This window comes from Heyndrickxia sp. FSL K6-6286, from assembly GCF_038630395.1.
In the GTDB taxonomy this organism is placed as follows: Bacteria; Bacillota; Bacilli; order Bacillales; family Bacillaceae_C; genus Heyndrickxia; species Heyndrickxia oleronia.
This window is the reverse complement of the sequence record NZ_CP152029.1, coordinates 3,927,164-3,944,861: the sequence shown is the minus strand read 5'-3', so window position 1 is coordinate 3,944,861 and position 17,698 is coordinate 3,927,164. Positions and strand designations below refer to the sequence as shown.

Below are 17,698 nucleotides of genomic sequence, written 5' to 3'. Positions count from 1 at the left end.
GTGATGTAATGTGTATCTGTATTGTTTGTGGGTATAATGGGTTAGAAAGTCCTCAGTATGAGAGTGACAATTCGCCAAGTTTTGAAATTTGCTCTTGTTGTGGTTTTCAAGCTGGATTTGATGATGATGATCAAGGATATACTATAGAGAGCTATCGAAAAAAATGGATAGAACAAGGGGCACAATGGTTTGATGAAAGTAAAGAGCCTAAAGATTGGAATGTTAATGATCAGTTAAAAAAGTTAATATAGAAGAAAAGAACAGTGCCACTCCTCGAATAATCTTGTTTCAAAGAGTTGTCCGGAGTTGGCACTACTGTTTTTGTACGAACGAGTGAGTGAGTTATCGGTATAATCCGTCGGCTCACTTTTTTGTATCTAAAAGTTTAATGGGTTTTAGGAAATAGTGGTATAGAATACAAAATGCACTACTAAAATAAGAGGTGATCTTATGGAATATCCACTAATGAGTCCATCTTTGGAATTAAAACCATTTGAAAAAATGACTAAGAAAGAGGCTGAAAATCATTTTAATTGGTATTTGAGTGAAATTCCCAACAGAATTGCATTATTACGAGAAACTTTTTCAAAAACAGGTGAAGGAAAAATAGAAGATTTAGATTTCACACCAAAATCACTACAAAAAATATGGGAGTGGTTTTTGCCTAATATCGAAATAATCTCTAAATCTGATGATGAAATTAATGAAGAAATTAATGAAATACCTGTTCAATTTAAAGACATTATTAGCATTGATAGAAGGAAATTTAGTACAGGTACGCTTAGTATTGGCATGGATATTGCTATTTATTTTGCAGAGATCTTTATTAAAAATTACGATAATTTAACATGGGGGCTTATTACAAAGCCAAAATCCTTAGTTTATGTTAATCGTCCAGTGGTGGTTGGTTTCAGTTCAGGAGTTGAGTTAGACCCAAGACTTTTAGTATACAATCTTATACTAAACAAAATGGATGGTAGTGCAAAAAAGGAAGATTTATATAATTTATTTGAGGTATGGGAAGAAGATATCTAGTTTTAATAATGTTAGGGTTCACTTTTGGTTCACTTATAACTTTTTCACGGTCCAAATTATATGTGACTATTATTTGCTCAATAGATGACCTGACTCCTCCACTTGTTTGGTTACTATCACTTATAAGGGATTGAAAAATATCATAATAAAGGTCCGGATAATTACGTTTTACATTTTGATCAAATTTTGCTAATGATAATGAGTTTTCATCTAAAAAAACCATACTTTGAGTTCTGAATTTCACTTTTCCCTCTTTCGTCCACTTTTTTATGGTTGGAAAAAGTTCCTTTATCCCAGTGGTGACAATGAGGACATGAATAATCAAAGGCAAGAAAGATTTCATTTTTTGCTTTTTTGTCTTCCATATAAAGATTTAAATTCGAATCATTTATGGGACTGGTATTCAGTGTTGGTATTTCTTTTCCCTTGTTCGTTAGTAAAAATAGCATAGCTGTTAGTAACCCAATCACTATTATGATGAATAAAACAAAGCGGAAAGAATAATTTTTTTCTTCATTTTTTATGGCGATGTTCTCCCAAATTCTTACCACTATTAGAATCTAGGAAATCGCCCACACTCCTTTCTTTATGCATAACATATTAATCGCTTGAAAGAATAGACATTTTTTTTAAAATCGCAACCACCTTTATCAAAATGAATCCTGGTTCGTATTTATTTGGGAGGGTTACTTATCACTAACCATTGATCATAGTCGATTAAAAGCTGTCCTCTGACATAAGCAAATTAAAGTTAAAGCTTTGTATTATTTCAAACTGTCTACTTGACAGTTTGAAATTCAGTACTGCAAAATAGCTTTTATAGTACTGCAAAAACAGGACTATATTCTTTTATCAGTATCTTTAAACTAAAATAAGGAGATCAACTTGAGGGTATTTTTGTATGTTAAATAATTTAAGCAAAAAAATGTAGAAGGTGAATGAATACATCTAAGATAACATATAAAAGTACACAAATAATGTGGCAGCATTAATTCGAATATAAATTAATAGTTGTTAGTATTGTACATTTTTTTGAGGGGGATATAGCATACATGGAAAAATCGAAAGGTTTTATTGAATCAGAAATAAGTAAGGCAATTACTAAATGGGAAAAGGACTTTCTTGGACGCGGATCTCTATCTGTTAAAACCAATATATTGCAGGACATGATCATTGTGAATTTACAAGGTATTTTAACACCAGCTGAATATACTGTATGTGAAACAAAAACAGGGATGTTAACAATAAAAAGAACACGTTCGGAGCTCGTTGAATCAGGTATAGAAGACCTTTATGAAATTATACTAAATACAACTGGTGAGAAGGTGAAAAGTTTCCATACTGATTTAAGCTCTCGTACAGGGGAACGTGTGATGGTATTTAAATTATTTAATGATATTGAGTCAAAATTTTAATGTCATAAACATAATAAAAAAGACCATATCATTATATAACTGAAGGTAAGATAATATATTAAATAAATACTCTAATAAAAAGTTAGCAAATCTGATATTTAAGTGCGTGATCGAAATGAAGAAAAAGTAAACTATTAAGTTTTCAATTATTTAGCCTAAATTATATCCCAATATTCTCCATTAAAGAAAATATTAAAAAAATATTTATAAACTCTACTAAAATACATTTAGACTATTTGTTTACGACAGTAAATTGCTTACGGTGACAATTGGTGTTTACAAAATAAAGTCGCGACAAGTTGACAAATTAAATAATTTGATTTAAATTAAACCTAGCTTAATATTTGGTAAATGTTTATTATGTAATGTTAAATATTTTTTGGACTTTGGCATTTTTCTAATATATATATTGGCTAAATGAGAAAGATTCCTAAATATGAATAGCATAAAATTGATAAACTATATGATTAGATTAAGATTTTATAAAATGTAATAATACACTGTTTATAAACCAATAAAAGGTAGCTCTTCAAAAAACTTGAATAAAGTTAGTTGAAGTGAAACCGACAATTTTCAAAATTCATTGATTCAAGAAGATCATTGAATTTTTAAAGTTGTCGGTTTTTTTATTGGTTAAATTAACTAAAGATGAACTGTAATTCACAAGAATTTTTTAAAGTCATTTAGTAGGGAGCATTACAAATGTTAGTTTTATTATTTTTTATTACGCTTAGTGTGGCTTGCCTAAGTGGATTAATATTTTTACATCCAAAAATACCCTTACGTTATGTTCGAATTCATATCTGTATAGTTGCCTTGCCCCCATTGGCCTCATTACTTGCACTTATTAATACTAGTATGAATGAAGTTGTGGGACCTTGGAACTTAGATTCCTTAGCTTGGTTATTGGCATTGTTTGTTCTTTCAATGGGATTAATTATTCAACGTTTTTCCGTACGATACTTAATGGGTGATCACTCTTATAGAAAGTACTTTACACTTTTTACATTTACTACAGTTGTAGCTTCGATGGCGTGGTTAAGTGATGATCTACGCTTGATGGTCATTTGTTGGGGGGGAACACTTTTAGGATTGACTTTACTTATAAGGCTAAACCGTAGTTGGAAAGTAGCTAATGAAGCAGCAAAAGTAACTGGTCGCTTCTTTACAATAAGCTGGATTGCTTTGTTGTCCGCGGTCGTTTGGCTTTATTTGGTCACGGGTCAATGGCAGATATCTTTCGCTTTAACTGATAATAGTTTAGGTCAGCTTGGACCAATGGAGAGAACAGGGATTAATTTATTGATTTTATTGGCTGTGATGATACCGGCCGCCCAATGGCCATTCCAACGTTGGCTAATAGAGTCAGTCGTTGCTCCTACACCTGTTTCTGCGATCATGCATGCAGGTCTAGTAAATGCAGGAGGTATCATCTTAACGAGATTCTCCTCACTATTTAATGGGGATATGATGCAGATTCTTTTACTTATACTTGCTAGTATTTCCGTATTCATTGGAACAGGAATTAGTTTGGTCCATGTTGATTATAAACGTCAGTTAGTTGGATCAACAATTGCACAAATGGGATTTATGCTTATTCAGTGTGCATTAGGTGCTTATTTAGCTGCTATTATTCATTTAGTTTTACATGGCTTATTTAAAGCTACATTGTTTTTGCAGGCTGGTTCAGCAGCTCACGGTTATCATGCACCATCTAGCCTTAATGAAAAACCATCAAATTTATGGATGATGTCTGGTCGGGTTTTAGGCTTACTTGCAGGTGTTGCTTTTTGGTTTATGGCTTCAGATGATGGGTATCAACTAGTTAGTGCAGTAATCCTTGGATGGTCATTGTCTGTTTCTTGGACACAGCTTGTTGTTTTTGGAAAGGGGAGAATTGGCAAAATTGCTGGCTTAGCTTTTATGATTGGATTTTCCGGCGTTTACTTTTTCATTCATGATCTCTTCTACCAGTGGTTGCAAACAACTGTTTCTCAAAGTTTTCAACCTCCAATGTGGGCTGTCATCTTTGTCGTTTGCTTCTTACTAGTTGGTCATGCTATAGGTGCTTTGGCTGTCCGTAAACAATCTTCTACTTTATTTGCTGTACTCTATCTTTGGTTCGTTCGATTTGGTGAGGCACAACCTAAGTCGGTAGAAAGTCATCCAAACTACCTTAAAAAATTTATACATCAAGGAGGTAATCAGTGATGAGCGTAACAGCAGTATTGACGAAGGAAACCATTAAAAATAAAAAAAATGAATTTAAAGAACATGATCTTCATGATTTAGTTGTATCTGCTAGTCGAGTAATTGCACCACTTTCGCCAATCTCTATTTTTGCAGCACGTAACCCTTGGGCGGGACTTGAAAAACAATCCTTTGAACAAGTGGCACATTTGCTCAAAACTAGTCGTGAAGTGGATATCTATCCTAGTGCCTCCATCCTTCGTTCGGCAAAGGAACGCGGTGAGATTGATGAGTCTTTTCTTCAGATGGGATTACAGAGATGGCTTGACTCACAATCCTTTCATATACCTAGGGAGATTGCTGAGCGTTTTTGTCAGGCAGCATTAAAATTAGATCCATTACCTTCTAGTCTCCTCTCATCACCTGTGTTAAATAAATTGGGGACTGAAATCATGGACTTGGATATGAATCGTATCGGCAACTTTTCAAGCCAACCCATAAGTGCCAAATTAAAAAATCAAGACGGTGAAAGGATAATCAATACGCTCGATTATCATGTTATCAAATGGTGTAAATTATATCTGGATGATTCTCAGACAGGTTGGACCATGCCAAATCGAGACAAAGGTTTCTATCATGCATGGCACCGTCTCATTCAGCATGATCCATTGCTTAGCAAAAACCAGCGTAAAAGTTTAAAACACTTACCTCAGGAGGCACATACAGCTTTACTAGAGGTATTATCTGCATTGGACATCTCTCATTCAGAAATACCGACTTATCTGGAAGGACATCTTCTTTCATTACCTGGATGGGCAGGTATGATGCTTTGGCGTTCTCAACAATCGAGTCATGAACATGACCTTCTAACAGAATATTTAGCCGTTCGAATTTCCATGGAATGGGCGCTAGTAAAACCTTATTTACCTTTGTCAAATCAACAATCTGAGGAAAAAGGTTCAATAAAAACACTTTTAGCATCATGGATCCATTGGGGGAATCTATCAACCGAGGAATGGTCTCTGATGTCTTCGTTTGAACAACTCGAATATTTATCTTTTGCCAATCGTTTTGATGAGACGATTCGCCGAAAGCTTTGGTTGGAAGCTTGGGAACAAACACATACAGAACGATTAAGAGAGAAGATTACTACGAAACAATATGAGGCTAAAAATAAAAAATCCGTTTTAGCTCAATTAGCATTTTGTATTGATGTACGTTCAGAACCCTTTCGAAGACAACTTGAAAAAGAAGGGCCGTTTGAAACAATAGGCGTTGCTGGTTTCTTTGGTTTACCGATTGCCATTAGTGAGCTTGGTAGTCATCACGTCCATGCATCCATGCCGGTTATACAAAAGCCTAAACATCAAATAAAAGAATTCACAGATGAACAAAAACAGGAAACCTTTCAACAACGCAAGCAGGTAGAAAATTCATTGAGCTATACATTTAAGATGATGAAACACAATGCCCTTACAAGCTTACTTTTACCAGAAATTAGTGGACCCTGGCTTAGCATGCGAATGATTGCACGGAGCTTTGTGCCAAGAAGAGCAGATCACTTCATTCGTAAACTTCGGAAGAATTGGTTAAACAAACCCGAAACTAATCTCTCGCTTCATTATGATCATGACATAGATTCTGGGATACCTGTTGGTTTTTCTGAAGAGGAGAAAGTGGAGTATGTGCGCCAAGCCCTACAATTGATGGGACTCACTGAGAAAATTGCACCATTAGTCGTGATATGTGGGCATGGTAGTCAAAGTATTAATAATCCCTATTCTTCTGCTCTTGACTGTGGAGCATGTGGTGGTGCTGCGGGAGGATTTAATGCAAGGGTATTAGCCACCCTATGTAATCTTCCAGAGGTAAGGGAAGTGCTCGCCCTAGAAGGTATTAACATTCCAAAGGAGACGGTTTTTGTAGCTGCAGAGCATAATACAACAGTAGATGAATTACATTGGATTTATGTCCCTGAACTTTCAAAGTCGGCACAAGAAGCCTTGGATCATATCAAAGCTATTCTACCGAAAGTAACCCATCAAGCAAATGAAGAACGTCTCGCTAAATTACCGAATTTCAACTTGAAACATAAAAATCCTAGGGCTGAAGCACACCGATTTGCTGAAGATTGGAGTGAGATACGCCCGGAATGGGGATTAGCACGCAATGCCTCTTTTATTATCGGGCAACGTGAATTAACGCAGGATTGTGATTTAGAGGGGAGATCCTTCCTTCATAATTATGATTGGAGACAGGATGAAAGTGGTAATCTCTTAGCTAATATCATTGCAGGGCCAGGAACGGTTTCCCAAATGATAAATTTACAGTATTACGCTTCAACGGTAGCTCCTCACTACTATGGTAGTGGAAATAAAGCAACCCAAACCGTAACAGCAAATCTAGGTGTGATGCAAGGGAATGCAAGTGACTTATTACCTGGACTACCTTGGCAATCTGTCATGCTATCAGATTTCGAAGTTTTTCATGATCCACTTCGTTTGTTAATAGTTATCCAAGCACCTGAGAAATATGTAGAACGTTTATTAAATAATGATGTAGCATTTCGAGAAAAAGTTCAAAATGGGTGGGTTAGACTTGCTAGTGTTGATTCAAATGGTTGTTGGAAAAACTGGTAACTAAAAAATCAACATTCGCGTTACTCAAAAAAATTCATAAAAATGATTCTAATAATTATGAAGGAGCATGTTATATGAATATTAATAAAAATAAAAAAGTATTAGTAATAACAGACGTTGAACAAGAATTGGTACCTATCTTACAAAAAACAACTAATATTCAACCAGAAAATATGTTAACAATAGAAAGTTATGGTTGCATCATTTCACATCCTTATGGAGATATAATGAGGTCTGTTATAATGGCTATCTATGAGGAAAATGTTGAGGATATTTTCGTTGTTGGAACAAAAGATAAAAGCCATCGCTCGATAAAGCTACCTACCCAACTTGAAAAAGACAAAATAAAAACATTAGACTATCTTTTTAAAAATAGTACACCTGAATTACAAGGTGGTACGTTAGATGCTTGGCTAAATGGAAGTGGAAATGTTAGTGAAAATATCAAAAAGAGTGTTGAGGTCATTCGACATCATGCATTAGTTCCGTTACATGTTAATGTCCAAGGTTTAATGATTGATAACAACGGTGGGGTATTCTCAATTGTCGATCCTTCTACTAGTACAATGGTTTAATGTTTTACTAATAAAAACTTCCTACTTTTAATAAGAAGAATCAACTTTTAGTTACATGATGATTATGAAAGAAAAGTAACCCTCCCTTGCTGGTGTTTGGAGAAGGGATTACTTTTTTCCTTTTTGCGACCGCACTTCTTGCAGAGTAGCTATTTAGAACGCTGATGTGACAGCATCGGCGTTCCTTTTCATTTATTCTTGCCTCCATTGTAAAATCCGTCGATAGGAAAAAGAAAGTGGTACGGAAAGGATTGTGCCGCTTAAGTTACATGATGATACCGAAAGCTTCTTTCATTTTCTATAGAAATTTTTGTCGTGGGAACTGAAAAAACGAAGTGAAGGAAGAGTTCATTATTCGAAAGCTAATTTTTACAAAGGAGATTAATCGTTAAGAAGGCAGTAACGTTCCGTGCGAATAATATATACTTTAATACCCCATCTATCTCAAGGACTATTCGGTCTTGCCAACGCCAACAGCTAATTGCTCCCAAAGAATTCTTTCGACATCCCGCTTTTCAGAGTCTTTACAATTGATAATAATAATTACTTCGGAAGTCTTTCCTTTTAGTGCTTTTCGATTTTTAGGCTTTTTCGAATGGATGTATAGATCAATGCAAAAGCCAAGAATAAATCCAAAAGCTGCTCCAATCAGTCCCCAAATGATAGGACCCCAATGAAGTTTGAATCCTCTACTTGCTCCTATTACAGAAAAAAATACAGCAAGAATCATTCCCTTACTCAATAATGATTTTCCATCTGAACGATGAATGGTATCAAAAATTTCACTATCCTCGGGACAGTTATCTAGAGGTACAGCAAATATTTCACTTATCCCCATTTTTTCTAATTTCGTGATAGCAATTTCTAATCGAGTTGAATATTCAAATGTTGCGTAAATTTGCATTCGATTTCACCCTAGCTGCCTTAATTTTAAAATCACTGGATTGGTATTTGCTTTTTAAAAACATTTTTTGTTCCGCTTCAAATAATTTATTATTTTCCACAACATTCATGTAGGTCTGAAAGATATTAAAAAAATACAATGAAGGCATATAAAGCAGCCATTGTTTATTTAAAACCTTCGTTGATTTATCGATATCTCCAAGCATTAAGTAATGTAATCCTTCTATAAAGTGTGAGTAATGAATAAACATAACAGTCACAATTAGAGTAAAAAAAGCAGAGATAATCTGGTGAAGATATAATTGTCCAACGCTAGGAACGGTCATTGACCAAAACATTGCGACTACAGGACTTCTTTTATCAAGATAATTCACTTCAAATGGTTTTACAGTTAACGCATTAACAGGGGGTTCTTCTTTTTCGGCCAATAAATAAAGATTGTTCATTTCCACAGTCGTACGGTAGCTGTCCCATATCGCAAAGATGTAGAGAGGAATATACATATAGACATAATTCACATTTAATACTTCTTTCGCTAATTCAAATTTTCCCATGAAAGAATAAACCATTGCGAGGTTTAGATGCGAAATCTGATTGATAAATACTTCCCATATAATTAGAGCGAAGCCTCGTATATACTTATGTAATAATAGATGCCCATAACCAGGAAAAGTAGTTGACCATAAAGCAACGATATAGGGATTTCTTGGGTGAATATAGGTTGTTCCCCAAATGCTAACATTTGCGATTTCCCGTCGAAACGTTTTGTTCATCTTATACATATAAGTCCTCCGAGTTATTTCTTGTTTCGTTGATCGCCCAATCATTTTATTTTTAGGCTGTTTTCGTAATTGTTGCTTTTGTAAAAGCCCAACTGCCGGCTTTTACACTCAATAAAAGATTCAGCGATTCTTATGAAGTATGTAGCTCTTTTCTCAGTGAATTGAAGGTGTATCGGTTTTTAGCCGATAGTTATTTGTTACTTGAATCGCAACAACGTTTGAGAAAAGAGCCTATCTTTAATGATCTGAAATCCATATAAAAGCAAGGCTTCAACAGTAAATATTAATAATAGGTTGATTTTTTTCAATCGTACTAAAGACGCTATTCCAAGTTTCTGCAAGTAATACACCAAACCATAGGTAAATGCTCCATCAATTGCTAAATTTAAAAACATATATCTGAAAAATTTGCCATATGTCAATTTTAGTATCCACATAGAGCCAATTAAAAAGGGTCCCCATATAAAAGGAAAGACTCCAGAGATCTTTGGATGAAGGGTTTGATACCACCACCACCATTTTCGCTTTTTTGCGATAAAATTAACGATCCTAACGATCAATGATATAAATAAACCTGCAGGTAAAAATCGCTTAAAAGCTTCTTTTCCCATCAATGGAACTGTAAACCAAGGAAGTATCATCATTAGCAGCAACAATGATTTCGAATACTTGAACAATTTCATGCTGAGACCCCCTAATCTTGTCAGAAATAATATCCCCTAGAATAGGAAAAGTATAAAAAAACAACACTCTAAAAAATTGGTCTCTTTTTTCCAATATAACGAATGCAGAAAGTGGTTTCGGTCTTGCGCTTATAAATATTGATGATTTTTCAGCAAGGGACACAATTGAATGCTAAATAAAAAACTGATAATCGCCTAGTTGAGTGAGTAACGATGAAATTAATGAAGAAAAAATAAGCGATTGAACGATCGATTCAATGCGGTGTAAAATAAATACGTCGTCTTTTAGACATGAGGGGTCAAAAGTATCACTCCATCGAATTGATAAGAATAGTTTCAACAATATACAAGAGAAACATGGATCATGTATCTCACTCTACTTCCCTAGATGCTTTTTCTTTGCTGTTTATATTTGTTCATAGTAAAGTTTATTATGTTTGCAATTTACTATCGATTGATAAAAAGTGAGTAAGCATGGTATAAGTGTAAAGGAGCAGAACTTTTTGCTTTTTTATTTTGGGACGAGAGTTAGAACGTGTATCCCATAATGAGAGGACTGGATTTGATTATGACAGAAAATTTTTGGCGTGATTTACCACGACCATTTTTTATACTAGCACCAATGGAAGATGTGACGGATGTTGTTTTTCGCCATGTGGTGAGTGAAGCAGCAAGACCAGATGTGTTTTTTACAGAGTTTACAAACACGGTGAGCTATTGTCATCCAGAGGGGAACCAAAGTGTGCGTGGACGTTTGACTTTTACAGAAGATGAACAACCAATGGTGGCCCATATTTGGGGAGATCAGCCCGAGTATTTTCGGCAAACGAGCATTGGTGTAGCGAAAATGGGCTTTAAGGGTGTGGACATCAATATGGGCTGCCCTGTGCATAATGTGGCAGCCAAAGGGAAGGGAAGCGGCCTTATCCTTCGTCCAGAAGTCGCTGCAGAAATCATCCAAGCAGCTAAGGCTGGGGGATTGCCTGTTAGTGTGAAGACAAGGCTTGGTTACACGTATGTAGACGAATGGATGGACTGGTTAACACATGTATTGAAACAAGACATCGCTAATCTTTCTATCCATCTGCGTACAAGAAAGGAAATGAGTAAGGTAGATGCTCATTGGGAGCTAATTCCAGAGATCAAGAAGCTTCGTGATCAGGTGGCACCAGATACACTGTTGACGATCAATGGGGATATTCCTGACCGTCAAACTGGCTTGAAGCTTGTTGAACAATATGGTGTTGACGGGGTAATGATTGGGCGTGGTATTTTTAACAATCCATTTGCCTTTGAAAAAGAGCCGAGGGAACATAGCAGTGAAGAATTACTGGATCTCTTAAGATTACAGCTGGATCTTCATGATAAATATTCAGAAGAATTTGAGCCACGTCCATTCAAGCACCTTCTTCGCTTTTTTAAGATATACATCAAAGGGTTCCGAGGGGCGAGTGAATTAAGGAATCAATTGATGAGCACTAAGTCCACTGATGAAGTGCGTGAGATGATTGATAGCTTTATGGCAAAAGTAGAAAATTGAGGTGACCCTCAAAAGTAAAAGTTTATATTATACAGTTTATTGGCTGGTGTGAATGCGGTATGAAACCCTATTCATGCCTGCCAATTTTTTTTACATTCAAATGGAAAACAAAATTTTTGCGAACTTTTTGAAAAGTAGGGTGTCCTTTTTCTTCATTCATTTATATTTCTATATATGAAGGCAATTTTAGTGAAGAAAGGGTAGGGATGAAGATGGCAAAGTATCGAATGGTGCGTACTGAATTTTGGAAGAATCCGATTGTTTTAGAAGAGATGACCCCAGAGGATAAGTATTTTTACCTGTATTTGCTGACCAATCCGCATACTACGCAAATTGGAATCTATCGAATTACGAAAAAACAAATGGCTTTTGATTTGGGCTATTCGATTGAAAGTGTGCATTCGTTAATGGAGCGATTCGAGGAGCACCATCAGTTGATTCGCTACAATCCGGAAACAAGGGAACTGGCGATTAAAAATTGGGGAAGAGAGAATCTTCAAAAAGGCGGAAAACCGGTCATGGATTGTATCCTTTCCGAATTAAAAGAGGTCGAGGATGTTTCGCTAATTCGATATGTTTCAGAATTCATACATAAACAGGAGATTAGAAGTTTATATGAAGCGTTTTATCAACAGAAAGGGAACGTAGGAATAGAGAATGAAACATCCCCACGACTAACCGATTGTGAAGAATTTGACGATACGTCACTGTCTCGTTATACGACACGTGGGCAAAAAGAAAAACAAAAAGAAAATGAAAAACAACAACAAATCATCTATCCAATGAATGATGATGTGAAAGAAATTATTGCGTGTTGGGATGCGAATGGCTTTGGTTTTACGAATGTAAATGCGAAGCAGCAGCTGTTAGCTTGGTTAGATGATTCTCGATTTTCACAGCCGAAGGAAATGATATTAAAAGCCATGAATATTGCCTGTGCTAATAACAAGCGAAAGCTGAATTATATCGTAGGAATTTTGAAAAACTGGGAAAATGAATCATTACTTACGGTAGAAGAAGTTGATTCGGAGGATAAGAAGAAAAGGCAATGTAAATTATCAACTGAATCGTACTCTCCTGGAAGAGCGATTCCAAAGGAATTTGAACTCGACCTGTCGGCAGGGGAAGATGAATGAGTGTTGTGGAAAAAACGTTTCTAGGAAGCTTGATAAAAGCGGAATACTTGCTTCACGATACCGTCATCCAGCCAGATCATTTGGAAAGTGAACGGCACAAAGAGCTAATGAGAAGAATGGTGACGTTCAAGCGGGAGGGAAAGAATATTGATCTGCTATCCTTTACTACCCTCCCTGATCTCGAATCATTTGGTGGCATGTCTTATTTAACCGAGCTTTTATCTTATGCAGATATAGAGAAATTTAATGACACAGAGAAGCTCATTCTTGAGCTCTGGAAGGAGCGGGAAAAAAGAAACATCTTAACGCTAGCTGCGATGAATGATTGGGAGATTGCGAAAGTCGTTGACGAATTGGATAAAATAAACCAATCGAAAATGGAGGATCATACCTCTATACACCAAGCATTGCTGCGAATTTATGAGGCCCCCTGGGAAGAGCAGCATCATGCGAAAGGTGTGACAACAGGGATTAAAAAGCTCGATCTCATGACTGGTGGCTTTCAGGGTGGAGAAGTGACGATTGTAGCGGGGAGACCTTCGATGGGAAAAACCGATATGATGCTTCATTGCCAGAATATCTGGCTGGGCAGGTTATCTGCCACTCGTCTTTTCCTTAGAAATGCCTGAAAAGCTAATCACCTCTCGATTAATGGCCTCGACAGGAGGATTTAACCGCGCAAAAATGCGGGATCCGAAAAGAATGCTCACGCAAACTCAAAAGAAAAAATGGTCGGATGTCATTGGTGATCTCGATGAAACCAATATGCAAATCTTTGATGGGGCGGGGCAAACTGTAGCTGAAATGAGAGCGAAAACAAGAAAGCTAGTGCATGAATTTCCGTCGAAGAAACCAGTCGTTTTTATCGATTACTTAACCTTGATCCAATCAAATGAATTTTACGGAGGGAACCCCCATTTACAGGTAACAGAAATATCAAAAGCCCTCCAAACGATGGCAAAGGATTTTGACTGCCCCATCATTTGCTTGGCACAGCTTAATCGATCAGTCGAAACGAGAGCAAATAAACGTCCGATGATGTCCGATATTCGCGAATCAGGTAGTGTTGAACAGGATGCCGATATCATATTGTTCTTATATCGTGAAGCCTATTATGACAAGGATTCCGAGGATCATTCCCTTGAAATGATTGTCTCGAAAAACCGAAATGGACCCGTTGGGACAATCAAGGTGAAATACAACGAGCATACAGGGGCGATTGAGGATCGGAAAGAATAGAATTCGAACTCCAGTTAACCTTATGCAGTTTTTAAAAAGTTCACGGGGGGGTTATCACATGTTGGTGAGAGAGATGTACGAGTATAGTTTGATTTACGAGGAATCTACACTGGCCCATATCCTTTATTATTTATTAGCAGAGAAGAAAATTGCATTAGATGACGATGTATTTGAAATAGGCTTGAATCAAGTCAAACATGAGAAAGTAGCGGAATTGGTGCAAAGGAATGTATTAGGGATTCGTAGAATTGGTATCTACTCCCTGAAGATGGATCGGAAAACCTTTGTTTTTATTTATGCTAGAAGTGAGAGAGAGGCCATTCAATTCTATAGGAAGTCATTTCATAAGAACCCATTGAACTGTCATGAATATTTGCTAGATTTCGAGCTTGCTAGGGGTAATGATGTGATTTCGTTTCGGGAAATGAGGAAGGAGTTTGAGTGTTTTCCTGTGGTGGTGGGGTATTTTGTGAAGGGGGAGTGATAGAGGGGGATTTTGATTTTAATCAGCTGGATAGTAAAGATAACTTTCATAAGTTTTTGAATAAATGCCGTGTAAATTTGATGTGGGTATGGTCTTATGGGTGGCATGATGTAATGACCGCTCAATCCCCTAATATATAAGGGTTTTGAAGTTATTTGCGAACAAAATGCTAACATAGGTAAAAAATTTGAGGCTTTTCATTAGTTACTGCGAACTTTTGATGTGCCTCTTTTTATGTTTATTGCTTTCTTGGGGTTAGAAACGTTTTGTAATTTAATCTTTTGAATGGCTGAGGAGTCTGCCCATGATTTGTGAAGTTGAAATATTTTTCATAAATTACATTGTTTTTTCATCATCACAACGAGGCATTAGCAAGGAACAAGTCTGTGTTCTTGTGGCAAGAGACCGTCAGAAAATAATATATTCTAAAGTGGTTGGTCATGGACGGATTGTAAAAACCCGTTTGGAAGAAGCAATCGGCTCGTGGCGGCATTTATGACCAACGCAAGAGAAAAAGGACTTGAGCATTACAGATATAAATCAGATGGTAAGGAGCGAGTCCGGGGTGTTTACCATATTGAAAATGTGAATAGTTATCACAGTCGCTTGAAGGGCTGGCTAAATCGGTTTAATAGCGTGGCTACCAAATATCTCGGCCATTATTTGAGTTGGTTTCAATTTTTAGACCAAATTAAACACCGAAATGATGATACAACGGTTAGTAAGATGAGTATTGAAAGCTGCTTGTTCTCAACTGATACTACCTATGATAAACTCAGATTATCAGAATTTTCCATCGAGATAAAGTTTAAAAATAGAATAAACCAACAGGAGGAAAGAGAATGAAAACAACTGAATTACCGAAAGTCTATTTAAGAGAATTAACTCTTAATGATGTTGAAGACCGTTTTCGATGGTGTCTTGATAAAGAAGTCACAAAGCATTTAAATATGCCAGAGAAATATCCACCTTTTAGTAAAGAAGAAACTATGAGTTGGATTAAAATGTGCATTAACAAAACAAACGGATATGAACAAAAAGCCATCGAAACAGAAGAAGGAAAGCATATCGGTTGGATAGATTTGAAAAACATAGATAAACTCAATAAACACGCCGAATTAGGAGTAGCAATAGGTGATAAAACCTACTGGGGTAAAGGTTATGGGTTCTCCGCAATGAAAGAGATGCTTCAATGGGGTTTTAATGAATTAGACCTTAACAAGATTTGGCTTAGAGTAGAAGTTGATAATGAAAAGGCAATAAAGTCTTATAAGAGAATTGGGTACGTTGAGGAAGGTATATTGAGACAAGACAGATTAAGAAATGGTGAATTTGTTGACCGTTTAAGAATGAGTATTCTTCGACACGAGTTCTTCTGTTAACGGAAGGTTAAATAGAAAAAGGGAACTTCAAATATATGTAGTTCCCTTTATTAACGGGAAAGAGCTGATCAACAAAAGTTATCAGCTTTTTTGTACTACATCGGCAGTATTCCTGTAATATTCATTATACTTTCCTTATATAACACTCAGAGGGGATAATTCAAAAAATATATCTTGATAAAAACACTACTAAACGAAATGAAAACAAAAGTATCGTACTATTCCAATTTAGATACATAGAATCTATTTTTTAAGTCAATGTTAGATTAAAATTGTGAAAGAAATAGTTATATGCCCTTCTCATGATACGCCTTAAAAAAAGTTATTGCCCAAAATAAAAGAGCTATACCACTGATAGTAGCACCTAAAATACATACTCCATTCCATCCATACTGTGCATAAACATATGTTGAAAAAATTGCCCCTGATGCACTACGAATGGAATAAAAAATCATATAAGCAGCAGTAAGCCGACTTCTTGCTTCAGGACGTACTGTGAAAATTATACTTTGGTTTGTAACATGTATAGCCTGTACTGCTAGGTCTAGCAGAATAACTCCAATAACTAGTAAAAATAATGAGTAATTAATCATACTTATAGGTATCCATGATATTAATAATAGAAACAGAGCTATGGCAGTTGTTCGTTGGCCTTTTCCTTTATCTGCTAGATTTCCGGCTTTCATAGCAGCTAATGCTCCTGCAACCCCAGCTATTCCAAATGCTCCAATAGCAGTATGTGAAAGATGATACGGAGCTGCACTAAGTGGTAATACCAAAGAAGTCCATAAAATACTAAAGGAAGTAAAAATAAAAAATCCTAATATACCGCGAATCCATAAAATTCTCTCCTGTAAGAATAATAAGAGGACAGAATGTAATAAATGTGGATAAGACAAATGTGATTGTCTATTTCTGTAATTTGGTAATATTCTGTATAGTAAACATATTATCAAAAACAGAATGGCAGCTGCAGTAAGATATACTGAACGCCAACCACTAAAGTCTGTCAATACTCCAGCAAATGTCCGAGCAAGGAGAATGCCAATTACTACGCCACTTGTAACAATACCTAGTATACGACCACGTTCTGTAGGATTAGACAGTGTTGATGCAAATGCTACAAGTGTCTGTGTAACAGTCGCTAGGAAACCTACTAAGGCCATACCAATAAAAAGGAATGTACTTGTGGGAGAAATCCCAATAAAAAAAAGAGCTAAAACTAATAAAAGCATTTGAACAATAATGAGTTTTCGAGGGTTTATTAGGTCTCCATGTGGCACTAGGAATACTAATCCGAGTGCGTAACATATTTGAGTGATAGAAATTACTGTTCCAATAATGGAATGTTGAATTTTAAATTCATCTGATATTGCAGTCAATAGAGGATGAGCAAAGTAAATATTGGCAACTGCTACCCCGCAAGCTATTGCAAATAAGAATGTTAAATAACGGGTCATAACTGTACTACGACCTAACAGTAATTGACTATTATGAAGGTTAGAAGTTGTTGATATCTGTTCTTTCCTATCCATAAATCATTCTCCTTTTGTTTTTTTATTTTGTACCAATTGGTATATAATTATCACAATTAATATATAATCAATTTAATGATGTAATGTCAATTAATTTACTTTTAATAAAAGTTTTTTTATTATGATTCGTAATAATTGACAATTATTCACTATTGAAATA

16 protein-coding genes and 1 pseudogene are annotated in these 17,698 nt (G+C 35.9%); 13 read left to right on the top strand and 4 right to left on the bottom strand.

Features of this window, described 5'->3' with window-relative positions; all coding sequences use genetic code 11:
• Window positions 1-8 precede the first annotated feature (8 nt).
• From MHI39_RS19890 to MHI39_RS19865, 6 genes are all read left to right on the top strand, one after another.
• Window positions 9-251, top strand: a complete 243-nt coding sequence (locus tag MHI39_RS19890) for a hypothetical protein (protein ID WP_058003281.1) — start codon at window positions 9-11, stop codon at window positions 249-251.
• Between the two features lie 199 nt (window positions 252-450).
• On the top strand, window positions 451-1,035 hold the full coding sequence (locus MHI39_RS19885; protein ID WP_058003282.1) for a hypothetical protein: 585 nt from the start codon (window positions 451-453) through the stop codon (window positions 1,033-1,035).
• A 1,052-nt stretch (window positions 1,036-2,087) separates the two neighbouring features.
• Window positions 2,088-2,450: a DUF2294 domain-containing protein gene (locus MHI39_RS19880; RefSeq protein WP_216385423.1), complete on the top strand. Its 363-nt coding sequence runs from the start codon at window positions 2,088-2,090 to the stop codon at window positions 2,448-2,450.
• A gap of 702 nt (window positions 2,451-3,152) precedes the next feature.
• Window positions 3,153-4,661, top strand: a complete 1,509-nt coding sequence (locus tag MHI39_RS19875) for an NADH dehydrogenase subunit 5 (protein WP_216385425.1) — start codon at window positions 3,153-3,155, stop codon at window positions 4,659-4,661.
• Entirely contained in the window at window positions 4,661-7,279 is a 2,619-nt protein-coding gene (locus tag MHI39_RS19870) for a putative inorganic carbon transporter subunit DabA (RefSeq protein WP_342541468.1), read from the top strand. Before MHI39_RS19875 ends, MHI39_RS19870 begins: the two co-directional genes overlap by 1 nt.
• Window positions 7,280-7,353: 74 nt before the next feature.
• Window positions 7,354-7,854, top strand: a complete 501-nt coding sequence (locus MHI39_RS19865) for a carbonic anhydrase (RefSeq protein WP_058003426.1) — start codon at window positions 7,354-7,356, stop codon at window positions 7,852-7,854.
• A 451-nt stretch (window positions 7,855-8,305) separates the two neighbouring features.
• On the opposite strand, the gene MHI39_RS19860 is transcribed toward MHI39_RS19865, so the two are convergent.
• From MHI39_RS19860 to MHI39_RS19850, 3 genes are all read right to left on the bottom strand, one after another.
• Window positions 8,306-8,758 carry a hypothetical protein gene (locus MHI39_RS19860; protein WP_342540020.1) on the bottom strand — a complete coding sequence of 151 codons (453 nt, stop codon included), beginning with the start codon at window positions 8,756-8,758 and terminating at the stop codon, window positions 8,306-8,308.
• Window positions 8,736-9,539, bottom strand: a complete 804-nt coding sequence (locus tag MHI39_RS19855; protein WP_342540019.1) for a hypothetical protein — start codon at window positions 9,537-9,539, stop codon at window positions 8,736-8,738. The genes MHI39_RS19860 and MHI39_RS19855 overlap by 23 nt, the downstream gene beginning before the upstream one ends.
• A 197-nt stretch (window positions 9,540-9,736) precedes the next feature.
• Window positions 9,737-10,222, bottom strand: a complete 486-nt coding sequence (locus MHI39_RS19850; protein ID WP_058003288.1) for a hypothetical protein — start codon at window positions 10,220-10,222, stop codon at window positions 9,737-9,739.
• Between the two features lie 568 nt (window positions 10,223-10,790).
• On the opposite strand from MHI39_RS19850, the gene MHI39_RS19845 reads away from it, so the two are divergent.
• From MHI39_RS19845 to MHI39_RS19815, 7 genes and pseudogenes are all read left to right on the top strand, one after another.
• A complete protein-coding gene (locus MHI39_RS19845) occupies window positions 10,791-11,762 on the top strand; it encodes a tRNA-dihydrouridine synthase (protein ID WP_216385431.1) in 972 nt (323 codons plus the stop codon).
• Between the two features lie 212 nt (window positions 11,763-11,974).
• Window positions 11,975-12,898, top strand: a complete 924-nt coding sequence (locus tag MHI39_RS19840) for a DnaD domain protein (protein ID WP_342540018.1) — start codon at window positions 11,975-11,977, stop codon at window positions 12,896-12,898.
• A complete protein-coding gene (locus tag MHI39_RS19835; RefSeq protein WP_342540017.1) occupies window positions 12,895-13,527 on the top strand; it encodes a DnaB-like helicase C-terminal domain-containing protein in 633 nt (210 codons plus the stop codon). Before MHI39_RS19840 ends, MHI39_RS19835 begins: the two co-directional genes overlap by 4 nt.
• Complete coding sequence (locus MHI39_RS19830; protein ID WP_342540016.1) at window positions 13,520-14,137, top strand: DnaB-like helicase C-terminal domain-containing protein; 618 nt, start codon at window positions 13,520-13,522, stop codon at window positions 14,135-14,137. The genes MHI39_RS19835 and MHI39_RS19830 overlap by 8 nt, the downstream gene beginning before the upstream one ends.
• A gap of 58 nt (window positions 14,138-14,195) precedes the next feature.
• Window positions 14,196-14,621 carry a hypothetical protein gene (locus tag MHI39_RS19825; RefSeq protein ID WP_342540015.1) on the top strand — a complete coding sequence of 142 codons (426 nt, stop codon included), beginning with the start codon at window positions 14,196-14,198 and terminating at the stop codon, window positions 14,619-14,621.
• 349 nt (window positions 14,622-14,970) lie between these two features.
• Window positions 14,971-15,467, top strand: a pseudogene (locus MHI39_RS19820) (IS1595 family transposase); the annotation flags it as partial.
• Entirely contained in the window at window positions 15,464-16,003 is a 540-nt protein-coding gene (locus MHI39_RS19815) for a GNAT family protein (protein WP_078110539.1), read from the top strand. The pseudogene MHI39_RS19820 and the gene MHI39_RS19815, both read left to right, overlap by 4 nt.
• A gap of 287 nt (window positions 16,004-16,290) precedes the next feature.
• Here MHI39_RS19815 and MHI39_RS19810 read toward each other — a convergent pair whose 3' ends face one another.
• Entirely contained in the window at window positions 16,291-17,538 is a 1,248-nt protein-coding gene (locus MHI39_RS19810; RefSeq protein ID WP_342540014.1) for an MFS transporter, read from the bottom strand.
• Window positions 17,539-17,698: the final 160 nt, after the last annotated feature.

Bases quoted from the DNA above. Each gene is read 5' to 3' on its own strand.
- MHI39_RS19890 (WP_058003281.1), top strand. From the start codon at position 9: ATGTGTATCTGTATTGTTTGTGGGTATAATGGGTTAGAAAGTCCTCAG.
- MHI39_RS19885 (WP_058003282.1), top strand. From the start codon at position 451: ATGGAATATCCACTAATGAGTCCATCTTTGGAATTAAAACCATTTGAA.
- MHI39_RS19880 (WP_216385423.1), top strand. From the start codon at position 2,088: ATGGAAAAATCGAAAGGTTTTATTGAATCAGAAATAAGTAAGGCAATT.
- MHI39_RS19875 (WP_216385425.1), top strand. From the start codon at position 3,153: ATGTTAGTTTTATTATTTTTTATTACGCTTAGTGTGGCTTGCCTAAGT.
- MHI39_RS19870 (WP_342541468.1), top strand. From the start codon at position 4,661: ATGAGCGTAACAGCAGTATTGACGAAGGAAACCATTAAAAATAAAAAA.
- MHI39_RS19865 (WP_058003426.1), top strand. From the start codon at position 7,354: ATGAATATTAATAAAAATAAAAAAGTATTAGTAATAACAGACGTTGAA.
- MHI39_RS19860 (WP_342540020.1), bottom strand. From the start codon at position 8,758: ATGCAAATTTACGCAACATTTGAATATTCAACTCGATTAGAAATTGCT.
- MHI39_RS19855 (WP_342540019.1), bottom strand. From the start codon at position 9,539: ATGTATAAGATGAACAAAACGTTTCGACGGGAAATCGCAAATGTTAGC.
- MHI39_RS19850 (WP_058003288.1), bottom strand. From the start codon at position 10,222: ATGAAATTGTTCAAGTATTCGAAATCATTGTTGCTGCTAATGATGATA.
- MHI39_RS19845 (WP_216385431.1), top strand. From the start codon at position 10,791: ATGACAGAAAATTTTTGGCGTGATTTACCACGACCATTTTTTATACTA.
- MHI39_RS19840 (WP_342540018.1), top strand. From the start codon at position 11,975: ATGGCAAAGTATCGAATGGTGCGTACTGAATTTTGGAAGAATCCGATT.
- MHI39_RS19835 (WP_342540017.1), top strand. From the start codon at position 12,895: ATGAGTGTTGTGGAAAAAACGTTTCTAGGAAGCTTGATAAAAGCGGAA.
- MHI39_RS19830 (WP_342540016.1), top strand. From the start codon at position 13,520: ATGCCTGAAAAGCTAATCACCTCTCGATTAATGGCCTCGACAGGAGGA.
- MHI39_RS19825 (WP_342540015.1), top strand. From the start codon at position 14,196: ATGTTGGTGAGAGAGATGTACGAGTATAGTTTGATTTACGAGGAATCT.
- MHI39_RS19815 (WP_078110539.1), top strand. From the start codon at position 15,464: ATGAAAACAACTGAATTACCGAAAGTCTATTTAAGAGAATTAACTCTT.
- MHI39_RS19810 (WP_342540014.1), bottom strand. From the start codon at position 17,538: ATGGATAGGAAAGAACAGATATCAACAACTTCTAACCTTCATAATAGT.